Raw genomic sequence first — 17,205 nt, forward strand, 5'->3', positions numbered from 1 at the left:
CAGCAGGGTGATCGAGCAATGCGATTGAAGCTCGATGCGCGCGCGCGGCGGCTATTGCGTCGCCTGTCCGTGGTGAACGTCTACTCGGTGGCGGAGCTTGCGCTGATGGCCGGGCTGGCAGTCCAGTCCGCCCGGCTGTTGTGGGTGCTGGCGACACCGGTCGGCCCGCTAGGTGACTGGCGGCCGGCGGGGGTGACGGTTCCGGGATCGCCGCTCGCACTGCTGACCAGTTTCGATCCCTTTTTCCGTCTGCAACAGACCGCAACCGGACCGGCGACGGTTACCGCGCTGCAATTGACGTTGTTCGGTATCCGGCTGGACGAAGCGACGGGGCGTGGCTCGGCGATCGTTGCCGGGCCGGATGGCGTTCAACAGAGTGTGGCGGTTGGAGACGAGATTCAGCCCGGCGTCCGGCTGAAGGCGGTGGCATTCGACCATATCACCCTCGACCGGGGTGGCGCCGACGAAGACCTGTTTCTCGACCAGTCCGGGCCAAGTTCGTCCGTGTCGTCGGGTACTGGATCGCCTGCCGGCAGCGGACTTCCGATGGACCGTCCGTCGATGCCGGGGCGGGGGAGGGAAGGCCCTCCGCCGCCACCGGGTGCAGGCGCCCGCAGCGTACCAGTCGCGCAGCTTCGTCAGGAGATTGGCTTCATTCCGCGACTGGACGGCGGTCGGATCAGCGGGCTGACCGTCCGATCGCAGGGTAGCGGGCAATTGTTTCGACAGGCCGGCCTGCGCGATGGCGATGTCGTCACCTCGATCGCCGGGCGGCCCGTATCGGGACCGGGCGATCTGGACCGGATCGCCTCCGATTTTTCCGGGGGCGGCAATATCCCCATCACCGTCGAGCGCGGCCAGAATACGCTGCCGCTCGCCATCACCATAGCGGCCCCATCCCGATGAAGTCTTTCTCGCTTGCCCCCGTCGCCCTGATCGCTGTGGCTGCTGCTCCGGTGGCGGCGCAGACGACGCTCAATGTCCGTGATGCGGATATCCGGGCTTTTATTGCCGATGCCGCGCGCGTCACTGGCCGCACCTTCATCATCGATGCCAGGGTGACCGGCAAGGTGACGGTAGTCACCGACCGACCGTTGTCGCGTTCCGAATATTTCGAGGCATTCCTGTCTACGTTGCGCGCCAACGGGCTCGTCGCGGTGCCGACGGGCAACGGTGCGCTGCGCATCCAGCCGATCGACAATGCCGCCTCGCAACCCAGCCGGATCGGCGCGGCGGGTGCGGCGCGCAACAGTTTCGTGACCGAGATCGTCCGCCTGCGCTCGATCGACGCGGCGAGTGCGGTGGAGACGGTCCGGCCGCTGGTCAGTGCCCAAGGGTCGGTCACCGCCAATCGCGGCGGCAACAGCCTGGTCGTGGTCGACTTCGCCGACAATATCCGTCGCGTACGCGAGGTCTTGCGCCGGATCGATACCGACAGCGCCGCGACCCGCGTGGTCGCGCTGCGCAACGCCAGCGCGCGCGAAATCGCCACCGCCTTGCAATCGCTGGCGGGTGGCGGTGTCGGGGCGGGCGGCGGGGGTGGCAATGTTCCCGCGGGTGGCGGCGGCGGCAATGTGTCGGTCGTGGCGATCGAAAGCTCGAACTCGGTCGCACTCCGTGGTGATCCCACCAGTGTCGGGCGGCTGGCGCAGGTGGCGATCGACCTGGACGGCAGGGCGCGCAACGGCACCGACATCCGTGTCGTGTTCCTCGAAAACGCCGATGCCGAGCAGCTTCTGCCCGTGCTGCAGCAGCTTATCGGGCAGACTCCCGATCCGGTGCAGGAAACCACACTGTCGCGCGGCAATTTCCAGCAGAGCAACAGCAACGGCGGCAATGGCGGCTCCGGGTTCACCAGCCAGCGGTCGCAGCCGATCCAGCCGCCGACGCAGATATCGGGCGGCGGGGGCGGTGGCTCGACCACCGCAGGTGGGCAGCAGGCGCCGATCTCCTCCGCCGCCAGTCGGGTGCAGGCGGTCGTTACGCGGTTCACGGGCGCCAACGCGATCGTCATCGCCGCACCCTCCGACATCCAGCGCCAGCTGTCAGAGGTGGTCCGCCAGCTCGATACGCGCCGCGAACAGGTGCTGATCGAGGCGATCATCGCCGAGGTATCCGACGCGACGGTGAAGCGGCTGGGCGCGCAGTTTCTGGTCGGCAGCCTGTCGGGCGGGGCGTTCGGGGCATCCACCTTCACCAATACCGCGCCCAACATCCTGTCGATCGCCGGTGCGATCGGATCGCGGAGCATCGGTGGCACCGAGACGACGGTGGTCGGCAGCGACGGCACCCGGACCACGACGCGCACGCCCGACCCGGCGTCGGCGGCGTTGACCCAGTCTGCGATCAGTTCGATCCTGGGCGCCAGTGGCGGGTTTGCCGGCTGGGGCGGGCAGATCGGCGACACCATCTTCGGTGCGATCATCAATGCGGTAAAATCCGACAACACGTCGAACCTGTTGCAGGTGCCGCATATCATCACCCTCGACAACCAGCAGGCGCACAGCCTGGTGGGTCAGGAAATCCCGGTGACGACGGGCCAGGCATTGTCGAACAATTTTGACAATGCGTTCCGTACCGTGCAACGCCAGAATGTCGGCATCCAGCTCGACGTGAAGCCACAGGTGAACGCAGGCGGTTCGCTGAAACTCTATGTCCGGCTGGAGGTAAGCTCGATCGCGGGACCGGTGTCTGCCAGCAATTCCGAGCTGATCCTCAACAAGCGCGCGTTCGAGAACGTCTTTACGCCCGACGACGGACAGATCACCGTGATCGGCGGGTTGCTGGACGACAATGAGCGGCGCACGATCGAGAAGATTCCGCTGCTCGGCGACATTCCCGGGATCGGCGCGTTGTTCCGGTCGAAGGCGCGTAGCCGGACCAAGACCAATCTGATGGTCTTCATCCGTCCGACCATCCTGCGCACCGCCGCCGACAGCCGGCGTGTGACCGAACAGCGTTACGGCTATCTGCGCGCGGTGCAGGGTTATGCTCAACCGGGCGTGGAACCTTCGATCGATCAGCTCGTGCGTGATTACATGAATGCCGCGCCGCCGATCCCGTCGTCACCGATGCCGGGCAATATTGAGGACCCGAAGATCGCGGTGCCCATGCAGTCGCAATCCACCATGTCGATCCGGCCGGAACGGAAGTGATTATCCGTCAGGGAAACGAACTGGAGCAGGTGGCGGTTGATCCCGTCGTGCCCGAGGCCGTTCTGGCGACAGCGACGGGCGCGAGCGATGTTGTCGTACCACAGCTGACACTGCCTTACGGGTTCGCGCGTAAATTCGGTGTGGTGGTTCAGTCGACTGGACCGGAGGGGCCGCTGACGGTGGCGTTGCGGCAGGGTGCCGATCCCAAGGCATTGCTGGAGGTACGGCGTTATCTGGCGCGGCCGTTCGACGTGGTCGCGGTCGAGGCGCCGGCGTTCGACCGGCTGCTTTCCGATGCCTATGCGATGGACGGGCAGGCGACCGCGCTGGCCGCGGTCGGCATGGGTGACGAACTCGACCTGCTGGCGGGCGATCTGCCGACGGCGGAGGATCTGCTCGATACCGCCGACGATGCCCCCGCGATCCGCCTCATCAACGGCATCATCGCCGACGCTACGCGCAACGGCGTGTCCGACATCCATGTCGAGCCGTATGAAAGCGGCCTCGTGGTGCGGATGCGGATCGACGGCGTGCTGCGCGAGACGATGAGGATGCCGCCGCACGTCGCCCCCGTCGTCGTCAGCCGTATCAAGGTGATGGCGCGCCTCGACATCGCCGAACGCCGCGTACCGCAGGACGGACGGATGGGGCTGACCCTGGGGGGCAAGTTGCTCGACGTACGTGTCTCGACCCTGCCGAGCCGCGCGGGCGAGCGGGTGGTGTTGCGTATCCTCGACAAGGACAATGCCGGCATCGATCTCGATGCGCTGGGGATGCCGCCCGCCATGTTGGCGATCTGGCAGGAGGTGCTGGCTGAACCCAACGGCATCGTCCTCGTCACCGGGCCGACCGGCTCGGGCAAGACGACCAGCCTCTATGCCTCGCTTCGCCTGCTGAACGACGGCAGTCGTAATATCCTGACCGTGGAGGACCCGGTCGAATATGCGGTGGACGGCGTCGGCCAGACGCAGGTGAACCCCAAGGTCGGGCTGACCTTTGCCGCTGGGCTGCGCGCGATCCTGCGTCAGGATCCCGACGTGGTGATGGTCGGCGAAATCCGCGATCGCGAGACGGCGGAGATCGCAGTGCAGGCGTCGCTGACCGGGCATCTGGTGCTGTCGACCGTCCATACCAACGACGCGATCGGCGCGATCACCCGAATGCGCGACATGAAGGTGGAGCCGTTCCTGCTCGCCTCGACGCTCCGCGCCGTTGTCGCCCAGCGACTGGTGCGGCGACTGTGTCCGTCGTGCCGCAAGCCGGTGCCGGCGGCAGGTGGTGTCGCCTCGCTGATGGGGATAGCGCCGACGGATATCGTCTACGCACCCGTAGGCTGCGACCTATGCGGGCATAGCGGCTTCAAGGGCCGGATCGGCGTGTACGAGGCGGTGCGGGTGGATGATACGATTCGGCGCCTCATCAACGAAGGCGGCGACGAACACGCGATCGCGACGCATGCGTTCCGCCGCAATCCTGATCTGGCCACGGCCGCGCGTGATCTTGTCCGCGCCGGGCTAACCACGCCCGAGGAAGCGGTGCGGGTTTCGCGACGTGACGCGACCGATGTCGAGCCGCTGCCGTTAACCGAACCGACGATGGCGACCCACGCCTGACCATGGCCGATTTCGACTATATCGCGATCGATACGCGCGGCGCGGAAAAGCGCGGCCATGTCGCGGCTATGGATATCGATGCGGCGCGTACCGCGCTCGACCGGCAGAAGCTGTACGTGGTGCGGATCGAGCCGGGATCGCCACCGGTCGCGCGGGGCCGGCCGCTGTTCGGGCTCCAGATCGGCCGCGCAAAGATGAACGTGAAGCAGCTGACGCTGTTCACCCGCCAGCTTGCGACGCTTAACCGCGTGTCGCCGCTGGAGGAGTCGCTGCGCACGATCACCAAGCAGACCGAGCAGGAAAGCGTCCGCGGCATCGTGGCGCTGGTCCATGCCGGCGTGGTCGAGGGCCGGCGCCTCGCCGATTCGATGGCGCGCGAGCCGAAGAGCTTTCCGGCGCTATACCGTGCGATGGTGGCGGCGGGTGAAAGCTCGGGGACGCTGCCGACGATCCTCGACCGGCTGGCCGCGCTGCTGGAACGGCAGGCGGAAATTCGCGGCAAGCTCATCACTGCACTCGCCTATCCCGCCATCCTTGCGGTGGTGGCGCTCGGCGTCGTCACCGCGCTGATGATGTTTGTCGTGCCGCAGGTGGTGGAGCAGTTCGATACCGTCGGACAGGAATTGCCGCTGTTGACCCGGATGGTGATCGCACTGTCCGATTTCCTCGTCGGCTGGTGGTGGGTGATGCTGCTCGCGATCGTGCTGGCGGCGGTCGCGACGTGGCGATTGCTCAAGGAGCCGTCGATCCGGCTGTCGTTCGACACCCGGTTGTTGAAGCTGCCGCTGGTCGGGCGGTTGCTGCGTGATCTTCACGCGGCCCGGATGGCACGTACGTTGGGAACGATGGTGGCCAGCCGCCTGCCGCTCCTCGACGGGCTGACGCTGACCGCCGGGACGATCCACAACCGGCGGTTGCGTGTCGCCTCCGATGATATCGTCGATGCGATCCGGGGTGGTGGCAGCCTGTCCGCCGCCATGCGCCGGGCCGGGGTGTTTCCACCGCTGCTCACCTATCTGGCCGCTTCGGGCGAAGCGGCGGGGCGACTGGACGAAATGCTGGAACGTGCCGCCGACTACCTGGAACGCGAGTTCGACCGGTTCACCGCGACCGCGCTGTCGCTGCTGGAACCTGCAATTATCGTGGTGATGGGCGGCATCGTCGCCACGATCGTGCTATCTATCCTGTTGCCCATCCTCCAGCTGAACACGCTGGCCGGAGGTTGAAGAGGAAATTCATGCGTACCCATCACAAGAAACGGCCAATCCGGAACGGCTTCACGCTGGTGGAACTGATGGTCGTCATCGTCATCATCGGCCTGCTGGCGACGATCGTCGCGCTCAACGTATTGCCTTCGGGCGACACCGCCCGCATCCAGAAGGCGAAGGCGGATATCGCGCAGATCGAGGGCGGGCTGGAGCTGTTCAAGCTGCAGAACGTCAATTTCCCGACCACGACCCAGGGGTTGCAGGCGCTGGTCACCGCGCCATCCGGGCTTGCCGATCCGTCGCGTTATCAGCAGGGCGGTTACCTGAAGCGGCTGCCCGACGACCCGTGGGGCCGACCATATCTGTATGCCTCGCCCGGCCAGCATGGCGAAGCCGATGTCTGGACTTACGGCGCGGACGGCAAGGAAGGCGGCGAGGGGACCAATGCCGATATCGGCAGCTGGCAATAGCCGGCATCCCTTAGGAACGGCCGGCTTCACGCTGGTCGAGCTGATGGTCGTCATCACGATCATCGGTCTGGCATCCGCTGTGGTGGCCTTCGCGATGCCCGATCCGCGTGGGCGGGTGCTGGACGAGGGGCTGCGCTTTGCCGCCCGCGTCCGCGCCGCCCGTGACATCGCGATCGTCGAGGCGCGGCCGGTCAGCCTGTGGGTGACCGGTGGCGGCTATGGTTTCGACCGGCGCATTGGCGGGGCGTGGACGCCGGTGGCGGATAAGCCGTTGCGCGTGGAGCGCTGGTCGGATCAGACGCGTGCGGTCCTGCCCGATGCCGGTGGACGGACACGGGTGACGTTCGACCCGACCGGGGTGGCCGATCGCAGCATCGATATCCGTCTGTCGCGGCGCGGTGCGGGTGCGCTGGTCCGGATCGGCGCCGACGGCGAGGTGCGTGCCGATGCGCAGTAGCACAGCGCGGGGCTTCACCCTGATCGAGATCATGGTCGCGCTGGCGGTATTCAGCCTCGCGGTGCTGGCGCTTGTTCGGCTGGAAAGCGCGACGGTGCGCGGAGCCGGACTGATCGACGAGACGACGGCCGCCCAGATGGTCGCCCGCAACGTGGCGCTCGATGCCCTGACCGAGGCTCAGCCACCGGTACCCGGCCGTAGCAACGGCACTGAGGTGAACGGTGGCCGCACCTGGCAATGGACCCGGCAGATATCGTCGACCGGCGAGGCGACGGTAGTACGTATCGACGTGGCGGTCGCCAATCGCCGTGGACAGATCGTCGGCCGGGTGATGATGGTCCGCCCGCCCAGTGCGGCGACGGTCGTGGGGGTGGCATCATGACCCGGTCACGTTCCTTCGGGCATGACGTGGTCCCTTCCAAGCGTTCCGGCGAACACGGCTTTACGCTGGTGGAGGTGATGGTCGCGCTGATGATCTTCGGCATGATCGCGGCGGCGGGTGTCGCGATCCTGTCGTTCAGCATCCGTGCGCAAGCTGCCACCGCTGCGCGACTCGACGACGGATCGGCGCTGGCCCGGACGGTATCGGCGCTGTCGGCTGACTTGGCTCAGGCAATGCCACGTGCCGCCCGCGACGAGGGCGGTACGCTGCGCCCCGCCTTTATCGGTGAGGCTGGCACGCTCATGCTGGTACGCGGTGGCTGGACCAATATCGATGCCGCCCCGCGCGCGACCGAACAGAAGGTCGGCTGGCAGATCGTCGACAACGCCTTGGTACGCAGCGGCTACCCCCAGATCGACGGGGCCGCGCCGTTGCCGCCGGTGCCGATGCTGGCTGGCGTGCAGGCGCTTCGTCTGCGCTATCGTTATGCCGGTGCATGGAGCGACCGGTGGGACGGGGCGGGGGGCGTGCCCTTGCCGCAGGCAGTGGAAATGACGATCGACCGGGCGAACGGCGTCAGTTGGCGCACGATGTTCCTCGTGGGAACAGGTTATGGCGCCACCCTGCAGCCCGATCCTTCGCCGAGCGGTACCGCCACCCCCAGTCCGACACCGACCCCCAATGCGCGCTGATCGCGAACGCGGCGCGGCGTTGCTCACCGTCCTGATGCTGGTCGCGGTGATCGCGGTGATGGCGGGGACGGGGCTGGAAAAGCTGCGCCTGTCGACGCGCCTGGCCGGTAACGCCGCCGCCACCGAACAGGCACGTGCCTATGCGGTGGCGGCGGAGGCGATGGCGGCGGTGAAGATCGGTGGACTGCTGTCGGCCAGCCGCCAGCGCGTGACGCTGGCCGGCGGGTGGAGCGGGCGGCCGTTCGGCCTTCCCCTGCCCGGCGGCGGGATCGCCACCGCGCGCGTCAGCGATGGCGGCAACTGCTTCAATCTCAACGGGCTCGTTACGCAAGTCGCGCCCGGCGTCTATGCCAGCTACCCGATGCAGCGCGTGCAATTCGTCCGCTTAATGCAATTGACGGGTATTCCGCCGCAAGTTGCCGAACAGGTCGCCGCCGGCGCCTCCGACTGGATCGACAGTGACGGCGACCAGCAGGGCAACGGGGCGGAGGATGGGGCCTACACCGGGCAGCAGGTCGGGTACCGCACTTCGGGCACGCTGATGGCCGATCCCAGCGAGTTGCGCGCCATCGCGGGGATGACGCCGGATATCTACACACAGCTCCGGCCCTGGGTCTGCACATTGCCGATCCCGCGGCCCTCGACGATCAACGTCAACACGCTGCTCCCCGAACAGGCGCCGCTGCTGGCGATGATGGCCCCCGATATCCTGTCGGTCGATGCTGCCCGGCAATTACTGCTGCGCCGGCCGCCCCAGGGATGGGGTAATCCCGCCCAACTGTGGCAGGGGGTGGCACAACCGGCCGATGCCATCAGCCAGACGAGCAGCAGCACCAGCTGGTTCGCTCTGGCGATCGACGTGGATATTCCCGGCGCTCAACTGGAAGAACGTGCATTGATCGACGCAACCACTCTTCCCGTACGGCTCGTGGCACGGCAATGGGGGGAAGACACGTGACCACCTTGTTGTTTCTTCCTGCCGGTGATGCCGGTTTCCGCTGGATGCGCTTCGGTGACGCAGGATTGCTGGCGCGTGGCGAGGGGATTCCTGCCGGTGACGAGCCGGTGGTCGCGGTCGTGCCCGGCGATGCGGTGACGCTGCACTGGGCCGATCTGCCTGCACGCTCCACTGCGCAGGCCGCCGCTGCCGCTCGTATCCTGGCGACGGAGGCGAGCGCCGCCCCGCCCGGCGAACTTCACGTCGCGGTCGGCGAGGCGGAAGGGCGTGGCGACGGCAGCGATCGGGCGATCGCGGTGGTCGGCGCGGCGGCGATGCGCGACTGGCTGGAGATACTGGCGCGGGCGGGCGTCGATCCGGTCGCACTGGTACCTGCACCGCTGTTGCTGCCCCGGCCCGAAGACGGGTTCGTCCAGGCTACCGTCGCGGGACAGGCATTGGTACGCGGGCGGACCAGCGGGTTCGCCGACGAGGTGCCGCTGACCGCGCTGGTCACGCGGGGTGAACCGCTGACCCCGATCGATCGTGAACCGCTGGATGCTGCGCTGGCGGCCGCAGCGGCATCGCCGGCACTCGATCTGCGGCAGGGGCCGTTCGCCCGGCGCCGGCGCTTCGCGATCGACTGGCGGTTGATCCGGCGGCTCGCGGCGCTGGGTGCCGCCATTCTGGGCGTGACGTTCGCGATCTCGCTGGTGCGGGTGGCGAAATACAGTTTTGCGGCGGACGCGCTGGAAGCGCGCGCCGATGCCCTCGCCGCCACCGGCCTGCCCCGTGGCGAAACGGTGACCGACGCCGATCGCCAGTTGGGCGAACGCAGCGGCCGGGTGATCGGGCCGGGGCTGGGCTTCTCCACCACGGTCGCCGCGGCCTTCGCTGCCGTGCGCGGCGTGCCGGGGGCCGAGGTGACCGCGATCGACTTCACCCCTAATGGCGATCTGCGGCTGACCGTATCGACCGAGCGTGAAGCGTTGGCGACCGACCTGAAACGTGCGCTGGAGGCGGCAGGATTTACCGTTCGCGCCAGCGTGTTCCAGTCCGCCGGCGGGCGTGTCAGCGGCGAATTGACGGTGAGCGTGCGATGATGGCCCTGCGAAGCTGGTTCGGGGGACGTTCCCCACGTGAGAAGCGTCTGCTGCTGGTGATGGCGGGACTGGCGATCGTCACGATCGTCTGGAGCCTGATCCTGCGGCCGCTGGGCGATGCGATGGCCGGTGCGCGCGAACGCCATGCCGCCGCAGTCGTGCGATACGGCGAGACGTCGGCGCGGGTGGACGCACTGCGCGACGCGCGGGCGGCACGCGTGCCGTTGCTGACCGGATCGCTGGCGGATGCCGTACGGGCCCGGGCGGAGCAGGCGGGTTTCCCGCTCGCCAGTCTCGATCCCGCCGGCAATGACGGCGTCAGCGTATCGATCCAGTCCGCCCGCGGGGCGGCGTTGACGGCGTGGCTGGCCCGACTGGAGCGTGCCGGGATCGTCGTCGAGAGTGCGACACTGACCGACAACGGCGACCGCACCGTCGCAGGCCGGATCATGCTGCGGCGGCGTGCGGCATGAGCCGGATTCGGCTCGCCACCGGTCCGGCGGCATTGTTCGGTGCGATGCTGCTGATCGCCTTGGTCGTATTCCTGCCGATGCGGCTGGTGCTCGGTTGGGCGCGCGCGGGGGAGGCAGGGCTGCTGGCCCGCTCCGTCACCGGTACGATCTGGGGTTCGACTCTGCGCGAGGCGAGATTCGGCGATCTCGCGCTTGGCGACGTGTCGGCTCGCCTGTCACCCTTGCCGCTCCTCGCCGGCCGTGCGGCGGTGGCGATGGCGGGTTCCGGTGGCGCCGGCGCGCCGCCGATGACCGGCACCGCCTTTGTCAGCCGTCATGGTTACGGCGTCGACGGGATGACCGCCCGGATCGCCACCGGCCGCGCGTTCCAGCCATTGCCGGTCACCTCGCTCGATCTCGACGGGGTGACGGTGCGATTCGAGGATGACCGTTGTGTCGCGGCGGAGGGGCGCGTGCGTGCCGCGCTGGCCGGCGAAGTGGCGGGAATCGGCGTGCCCGCATCGGTGTCGGGCGAGGCGCGCTGTGATGCGGGTGCGCTGGTGGTGCCGCTGGCAAGCGCGGCAGGCACCGAAGCGATTGCGTTGCGGATCGGGGGAGACGGCCGTTACCGTGCCGACCTCTCCATCCGACCGACCGACCCTACCGTCGCGACGCGGCTGGAGGCTTCGGGCTTCGTTCGCGGTGGTGACGGATATGTTCTTTCGGTCGATGGACGCTTCTGACCGCTTGACGTCCATGGGTCGCTGCCGCTAGGGGCGCGTTTCTTCGTGGCGACCGTAGTTCAATTGGTTAGAGCGTCGGCTTGTGATGCCGGAAGTTGCGGGTTCAAGTCCCGTCGGTCGCCCCACCTTCTTCCCGGACATGCGCGATGACCACCGATTGGGGCTTTCCCGATTTCGACGACCATGAGGGCGTCCACCTGTTCACCGATCCGGTGTCGGGGCTGAGGGCGGTCATTGCGATCCATTCCACGAAGCTGGGGCCTGCCGCTGGCGGTGTCCGCTTCTGGCACTATGCCGACAGCGACCGCGCCATCACCGATGCGCTGCGCCTGTCGCGTGGCATGAGTTTCAAGAACGCGATGGCCGGGCTCGATCTCGGCGGCGGCAAGGGCGTCGTGCTGGCGGCCAACCCCGGCGACACGATCACCACCGAACAGCTCGAGGCATTCGGGCGCGTCGTCGAATCGCTCGGCGGCCGGTACGTGACGGCCGAAGATGTCGGCATGTCCGAAGACCGGATGAAGATTATCGCGGGGCAGACCCGCTACGTCTCCGGCCTGCCCGTCGCCAGCGGCGCGGCGGGGGGCGATCCCGGCCCCTATACCGCCCATGGTGTCTATCTGGGAGTGAAGGCCGCCGCCGCGCGCGGGCTGGGTGCCACCGATATGAAGGGCGTGCGCGTCGCCGTGCAGGGGCTGGGCTCGGTCGGCGGCGGTCTGGCGCGGCTGCTGGCAAAGGATGGCGCCGTGCTGACATTGGCCGATGTCAACGAGACACGGGCCGAATCGCTCGCCACCGAACTGGGTGCGACGGCCGTCCCTGCCGACGCGATCCTGATCCAGGACGTCGACTTGTTCAGTCCCAACGCGCTGGGGGCGATCCTGACCGAACAGTCCATCGCCGAGTTGCGCGTTAAAGTCGTCGCGGGCGGCGCCAACAACCAGTTGGCTACCCGCGCCGATGGCCTGCGCGTGCATGAGCGCGGTATCCTCTATGCGCCCGATTACGTCATCAACGCCGGGGGTATCATCAATGTCGGGCTGGAATATCTCGGCCATGGCGACGAGGCGGAGGTGATGGCACGGATCGCCAAGATCCCCGCCCGCCTGAACCAGGTATGGGACGAGAGCGACCGCAACGGACTGCCCGCAGCCGATGTCGCCGACCAGATCGCCAAGGGGCTGATCGGGCGCTGACATTCCCGGTTTTCGACGAAAGTGGGGCGTGACCCGGCGACGGTTTCACCATAATAGTGAACCTTGTCTCTTTTGTTGAATGTCTCGTTGCTCAACCTTCATGCCCTTGCCAATCCTGCGCGCTTCCTGAAGATCGCCCGGCCGCTGACGCCGGTGCTGTTCTGGACGGGCATGCTGCTGGTCGCGATCGGCTGCTGGGCCGGGCTGACGCAAACGCCACCCGATTATCTTCAGGGTGAAACGGTACGAATTCTCTATATCCATGTCCCTGCCGCCTGGCTGGGCATGGGCGGGTGGAGCGGGATCGCGCTGTCGTCGATCACGCTGCTGGTCTGGCGGCATCCGCTGGCTGCCGTCGCGGCGCGTGCGATCGCACTGCCTGGGGCGGTGTTCGCCGCATTGTGCCTCGTCACCGGATCGATCTGGGGGCGGCCGACCTGGGGAACGTGGTGGCAGTGGGACGGACGGCTGACCTCGATGCTGCTGCTGTTCTTCGTCTATTGCGCCTATATGGCATTGGCCCGTGCGGATGCGGATCGGGGCGGCGATGGTCGGGTTCCGGCGCTGTTCGGGTTGGCGGGCACGGTATTGTTGCCGGTCATCCGTTATTCCGTGATCTGGTGGAATACCCTGCATCAGGGACCCAGCATCGGGCTCACCAGATCAACCATAGACAGCGCGATTTTGTGGCCGCTGCCGATCATGGTGGCGGGGTTCAGTTTCCTGTTCGGCGCAATTGTGCTGATGCGGATGCGTGGGTTGTTGGCGGTGGCCAAGACGGAGGCGCGGATGCGCCGGATGGCACGGATATGAACCCTTGGCCGTTCGTTGCTGTCGCCTATGCGGTAACGCTGGGCGGCACCGCCGTGCTGGCGATCGTCAGCTATCTCGCGATGAAACGGGCAGAGCGATGACGGCGAAGCGCCAGCGGCTGGTATTGGTCCTGCTCGCTTTGGGGGCGGTGGGTGTGGCGGCGTTGCTGGCGCTGTCCGCGCTGCGGGATCAGGCGGCGTTCTTCTATGCGCCGTCCGACGTGGTGAGTCAGGGTCTGCCGCTCGGCCGCGCGGTACGGCTCGGCGGCATGGTCGAAGCCGGATCGGTGCAGCGCGCCGTGGATGGGGTGACCGTCCGCTTCGTCGTCACCGATGGCCGGGCGACGACGCCCGTCACCTTCGCCGGAATCGTCCCCGATCTGTTCCGCGAACGATCGGGTGTGGTGGCGGAAGGAGAGTTCCGACGTGACGGCAGTTTCGTCGCGTCCAACCTGCTCGCCAAGCATGACGAGAAATACATGCCCCCCGAACTGGCGGGCAAGATGCACGAAACGAAGACGCTTGCTCGCTGAGGCAGGTCTTGCCGCGCTATGGCTGGCCGCAGCGCTGGCCACGCTTCAACTGCTAATGGCGGCTGTGGCGCTGCGTCGTGGCGACGATGCGCTGGTGGCGGTACGCCCGGTCGCGATCGTGCAGGGCGCGCTGGCGATCGTTGCGATGGCCATGCTGATCGCGGTCTTCTGGCGATCGGACATGAGCGTCGCGCTGGTCGCCGCGAACAGCCATTCCGCCAAGCCTTGGTTGTACAAGGTCGCCGGTGCGTGGGGTAACCACGAAGGGTCAATGCTGCTCTGGGTGACGATCCTGGGGATGGCGGGTGGCGCCGTCGCATTGTTCGAACGACGTCTGGCGGAACCGACGCTGGTCGCAACCCTGGGCGCACAGGCGCTGATCGCGCTGGGTTTCTATGCCTTCCTGCTGTTCGCGTCCAACCCGTTCGCCCGGCTCGATCCCGCGCCGCTCGACGGGGCGGGTCTAAATCCGCTGTTACAGGACCCCGGCTTGGCCTTTCATCCGCCAACGCTCTACGCGGGCTATGTCGGATTGTCGGTGGCCTTTTCGTTTGCGGTGGGTGCGCTCGTCACCCGAGATGTCGGGCGCGATTTCGCACGGGCGATGCGTCCCTGGGTGCTGGGGGCGTGGATATTCCTGACGCTGGGGATCACGGCGGGCAGCTACTGGGCCTATTACGAATTGGGCTGGGGCGGCTGGTGGTTCTGGGACCCGGTCGAGAATGCCTCACTGATGCCGTGGCTGGCGGCGACTGCGCTGCTTCATTCGGTGACGGTGCTGGCGACGCGCGACGGCCTGCGCGCCTGGACGGTGATGCTGGCGGTGGTCGCCTTCTCGATGTCCATGCTCGGCACCTTTCTCGTCCGATCGGGTATCCTGACGAGTGTCCACGCCTTCGCCGTCGATCCCCGGCGAGGTGCCTTCATCCTCGTGCTGCTAGCGCTCTACATCGGCGGGGCGCTGACGCTGTTCGCGGCGAGGGTGGGGACGGTGCGGCAGGGCACGATGTTCGATCCCGTCAGCCGCGAGGGTGGGCTGGTCGCCAATAATCTGCTGCTGTCGGTGATCCTCGGCATCGTGCTGATCGGCACGCTCTATCCACTGGTCGCGGCCGGGTTCGGTGTGCAGTTGTCGGTCGGGCCGCCGTTCTTCAACAAGGCGGCAGGCCCGGTCGCGCTGGCGCTGGTGGTAGTGATGGCGGCGGGGCCGCTGCTGCATTGGCGGCGAGACAATGTGCAGGCGGTGATCGTTCGCGCGACGTGGCCGATCGCCGCCGCAGCCTTTGCCTTTGCCGCATTGGTCGTGTTCGCCATGCCGATCGGGGTGTTACCGCTGCTGGGTCTCAGCCTGGCCACGGGCCTCGCCATCGCCAGTGTCGCCCCATTATGGGGGCGCAATCTACGCCGTACGCCGCTGTTCACATGGGGCATGGTGATCGCGCACTTGGGCATCGCGGTGTCGATGGCGGGAATGGCATGCGATGCGGCCTTCACCACCGAGCGATTGATCGCGTTACGCCCCGGTGAGGCGACGCGGGTCGGGCCGTTCCGCGTGACGCTGGACGGGCTGTCGCCGCGCGTCGAGGACAACTGGTCCGCGGTGCAGGCCCGGCTGAAGGTGGAACGCGACGGTACGAAACGGGAGCTGTTTCCCCAATCGCGCGTCTTCACCGATCCGCCTACGATGACCAGCGAATCGGCGATCGCGACGTTGACGGACGGCCAGCTCTATACTGTGCTGGGTGCAGCGGACGGGCACGGACGGTGGCAGCTACGCCTGTGGTGGAAGCCGTTCGTGACGTTGATCTGGCTGGGTGGGGTGCTGGTGGCGCTGGGCGGCGCATTGTCGCTCATCGGTCGTCTCCGTCCGCGCCGCCGTCCTGCGGTGGAGGCGTGGTTATGAGCCGCCATCTTCTCTGGCTGCCATTGGCGGCATTCCTCGTGCTGCTGGCGGTCGTCGCGGGCGGACTCTGGCGTCCGGCCGATCCCACGATACGGTCGGCACTGATCGGTCAGCCGCTGCCCGATTTCGTGCTGCCGCCACTGGTGCCCGGCAAGCCCGGCCTGACGAGCGCGACGATGCAGGGGCAGGGACCGCGCCTGCTCAACATCTTCGCCAGCTGGTGCGTGCCCTGCATCGCGGAAGCACCGCAGTTGATGCGACTCCGCGCCGCCGGCATCCCGATCGACGCAATCGCGATTCGCGATACCGCGCCTGCGGTACAGTCCTTCCTGCGCCGGCTGGGTGACCCCTATGCCAGGATCGGAGACGACCGGGCCAGCGCGGTGCAACTGTCACTAGGCTCGTCGGGCGTGCCCGAGACTTTTCTGATCGACGGCGATGGTCGGGTCGTGCGCCAATATGTCGGCGACATCCGTGCCGATCAGGTCGACGCGATCATCGCCGAGGTCAGGGCACTGCGATGAAGGGGCTGGCGATCCCCTTGCTGCTGCTGGCGACCACGGCTGCCGGACAGACGGTCGCGCCCGCCGCCCTTGCCGACACGCAATTGGCAAATCCCGCGCAGGAGGCATCGGCCAAGGCATTGATGGAGACGCTGCGTTGCGTGGTCTGCCAAGGCCAGTCGATCGCCGATAGCGATGCGACGATGGCGGGCGACATGCGCGCGCTTGTTCGCCAGCGCATTCGTACCGGCGAATCGCCTGCTGCGATCAGGGACTGGCTGATCGACCGCTACGGCACCTATATCACCTATGATCCCCCGCTCGACGCCATGACATGGCCGTTATGGGCTGCCCCCGTCATCCTGATTGCGCTCGGGGTCTGGATCGCCCGCAGCAGCTTCCGGCGGCGACGCTGATGGGCTGGCTGATGCTCATCCTGATCGGCATTGCTACCTTCATCGCGCTGGCGCTGTTGCGAGTGCCAAGGTTGCTGTGGTCGATGGTGGGGGCGGCCTTGATGTTGGGGGCGACGGGTTATGCCTTGCAGGGGCGACCGATGCTGGTCGGCCTGCCTGCAACCGGCAAGCCTGAGACACGGATAGTCGATCCCGTGTTGGCCGATCTGCGGGCGCAGATGTTCGGGCGGTTCGGCGCGGAAAGTGCGTATCTGACCGCTGCCGATGCGCTGTCACGGGCGGGGTCATCACGATACGAGGTCGACACCCTGCTGGGTGGTATTCGTGGTACGCCTGACAGCGTGCAATTGTGGACGGCACTGGGCGATGCGCTGGCCCGGCACGATGGCGGTCGTCTGTCTCCGGCGGCGATCCTCGCATTCGATCATGCCCACCGCCTTGAACCACGGCATCCAGGGCCATGGTTCTTTTTCGGAGTTGCACGGTTACGGGAAGGCGATCCGGTTTCTGCGCAGAGATCATGGCGAAAGGCACTGACGCTGACTACGCCTGATGCACCTTATCGCGAAGACGTAGAAAAGCGCATCAGGCTGCTCGATCGCCTGATCGATGCGATCGAGCAGCCCTGAT

The 17,205-nt window shown here is 67.1% G+C and carries 19 protein-coding genes and 1 tRNA gene; all 20 read left to right on the plus strand.

Annotated features, from left to right (window positions below; genetic code table 11):
* The first annotated feature begins 18 nt into the window (after positions 1-18).
* The 20 genes from ABD719_RS14790 (at position 19) to ABD719_RS14885 (ending at position 17,204) form a co-directional block, all read left to right on the plus strand.
* Complete coding sequence (locus ABD719_RS14790; protein WP_344694148.1) at positions 19-906, plus strand: type II secretion system protein N; 888 nt, start codon at positions 19-21, stop codon at positions 904-906.
* Positions 903-3,155 (plus strand): type II secretion system secretin GspD, encoded by a 2,253-nt coding sequence (gene gspD, locus ABD719_RS14795; protein WP_344694149.1) that lies wholly within the window; start codon positions 903-905, stop codon positions 3,153-3,155. Before ABD719_RS14790 ends, gspD begins: the two co-directional genes overlap by 4 nt.
* Before the next feature lie 62 nt (positions 3,156-3,217).
* Positions 3,218-4,768, plus strand: a complete 1,551-nt coding sequence (locus tag ABD719_RS14800) for a GspE/PulE family protein (RefSeq protein WP_344694199.1) — start codon at positions 3,218-3,220, stop codon at positions 4,766-4,768.
* Positions 4,769-4,770: 2 nt separating this feature from the next.
* Complete coding sequence (gene gspF / locus ABD719_RS14805) at positions 4,771-5,994, plus strand: type II secretion system inner membrane protein GspF (RefSeq protein WP_344694150.1); 1,224 nt, start codon at positions 4,771-4,773, stop codon at positions 5,992-5,994.
* A gap of 11 nt (positions 5,995-6,005) precedes the next feature.
* The gene (gene gspG / locus ABD719_RS14810) at positions 6,006-6,446 is read left to right on the plus strand and encodes a type II secretion system major pseudopilin GspG (protein ID WP_344694151.1); all 441 of its coding nucleotides are present in this window, start codon (positions 6,006-6,008) and stop codon (positions 6,444-6,446) included.
* Positions 6,421-6,903 (plus strand): GspH/FimT family pseudopilin, encoded by a 483-nt coding sequence (locus tag ABD719_RS14815; protein WP_344694152.1) that lies wholly within the window; start codon positions 6,421-6,423, stop codon positions 6,901-6,903. The genes gspG and ABD719_RS14815 overlap by 26 nt, the downstream gene beginning before the upstream one ends.
* Positions 6,893-7,285 (plus strand): type II secretion system minor pseudopilin GspI, encoded by a 393-nt coding sequence (gene gspI / locus ABD719_RS14820; RefSeq protein WP_344694153.1) that lies wholly within the window; start codon positions 6,893-6,895, stop codon positions 7,283-7,285. Before ABD719_RS14815 ends, gspI begins: the two co-directional genes overlap by 11 nt.
* Positions 7,282-7,977, plus strand: coding sequence for a type II secretion system minor pseudopilin GspJ (gene gspJ / locus ABD719_RS14825; RefSeq protein WP_344694154.1), 696 nt, complete (start codon positions 7,282-7,284; stop codon positions 7,975-7,977). Before gspI ends, gspJ begins: the two co-directional genes overlap by 4 nt.
* The gene (gene gspK / locus ABD719_RS14830) at positions 7,967-8,935 is read left to right on the plus strand and encodes a type II secretion system minor pseudopilin GspK (RefSeq protein WP_344694155.1); all 969 of its coding nucleotides are present in this window, start codon (positions 7,967-7,969) and stop codon (positions 8,933-8,935) included. Before gspJ ends, gspK begins: the two co-directional genes overlap by 11 nt.
* Positions 8,932-10,017, plus strand: a complete 1,086-nt coding sequence (gene gspL, locus ABD719_RS14835; RefSeq protein ID WP_344694156.1) for a type II secretion system protein GspL — start codon at positions 8,932-8,934, stop codon at positions 10,015-10,017. Before gspK ends, gspL begins: the two co-directional genes overlap by 4 nt.
* Complete coding sequence (gspM, locus tag ABD719_RS14840) at positions 10,014-10,490, plus strand: type II secretion system protein GspM (protein WP_344694157.1); 477 nt, start codon at positions 10,014-10,016, stop codon at positions 10,488-10,490. Before gspL ends, gspM begins: the two co-directional genes overlap by 4 nt.
* Positions 10,487-11,212 (plus strand): type II secretion system protein N, encoded by a 726-nt coding sequence (gene gspN, locus ABD719_RS14845; protein ID WP_344694158.1) that lies wholly within the window; start codon positions 10,487-10,489, stop codon positions 11,210-11,212. The genes gspM and gspN overlap by 4 nt, the downstream gene beginning before the upstream one ends.
* Before the next feature lie 48 nt (positions 11,213-11,260).
* A tRNA-His gene (locus tag ABD719_RS14850) sits at positions 11,261-11,337 on the plus strand.
* Between the two features lie 21 nt (positions 11,338-11,358).
* Positions 11,359-12,408, plus strand: a complete 1,050-nt coding sequence (locus ABD719_RS14855; RefSeq protein ID WP_344694159.1) for a Glu/Leu/Phe/Val family dehydrogenase — start codon at positions 11,359-11,361, stop codon at positions 12,406-12,408.
* Between the two features lie 63 nt (positions 12,409-12,471).
* Complete coding sequence (gene ccmC / locus ABD719_RS14860; protein WP_344694160.1) at positions 12,472-13,221, plus strand: heme ABC transporter permease CcmC; 750 nt, start codon at positions 12,472-12,474, stop codon at positions 13,219-13,221.
* A 97-nt stretch (positions 13,222-13,318) separates the two neighbouring features.
* Positions 13,319-13,753 carry a cytochrome c maturation protein CcmE gene (gene ccmE, locus ABD719_RS14865; protein ID WP_344694161.1) on the plus strand — a complete coding sequence of 145 codons (435 nt, stop codon included), beginning with the start codon at positions 13,319-13,321 and terminating at the stop codon, positions 13,751-13,753.
* The gene (locus ABD719_RS14870; RefSeq protein WP_344694162.1) at positions 13,743-15,656 is read left to right on the plus strand and encodes a heme lyase CcmF/NrfE family subunit; all 1,914 of its coding nucleotides are present in this window, start codon (positions 13,743-13,745) and stop codon (positions 15,654-15,656) included. The genes ccmE and ABD719_RS14870 overlap by 11 nt, the downstream gene beginning before the upstream one ends.
* On the plus strand, positions 15,653-16,180 hold the full coding sequence (locus tag ABD719_RS14875; protein ID WP_344694163.1) for a redoxin family protein: 528 nt from the start codon (positions 15,653-15,655) through the stop codon (positions 16,178-16,180). Before ABD719_RS14870 ends, ABD719_RS14875 begins: the two co-directional genes overlap by 4 nt.
* A complete protein-coding gene (locus tag ABD719_RS14880; protein ID WP_344694164.1) occupies positions 16,177-16,575 on the plus strand; it encodes a cytochrome c-type biogenesis protein in 399 nt (132 codons plus the stop codon). The genes ABD719_RS14875 and ABD719_RS14880 overlap by 4 nt, the downstream gene beginning before the upstream one ends.
* A complete protein-coding gene (locus ABD719_RS14885; RefSeq protein ID WP_344694165.1) occupies positions 16,575-17,204 on the plus strand; it encodes a tetratricopeptide repeat protein in 630 nt (209 codons plus the stop codon). The genes ABD719_RS14880 and ABD719_RS14885 overlap by 1 nt, the downstream gene beginning before the upstream one ends.
* Position 17,205: the final 1 nt, after the last annotated feature.

This window comes from Sphingomonas cynarae (genome assembly GCF_039537815.1).
Taxonomy (GTDB): domain Bacteria; phylum Pseudomonadota; class Alphaproteobacteria; order Sphingomonadales; family Sphingomonadaceae; genus Sphingomonas; species Sphingomonas cynarae.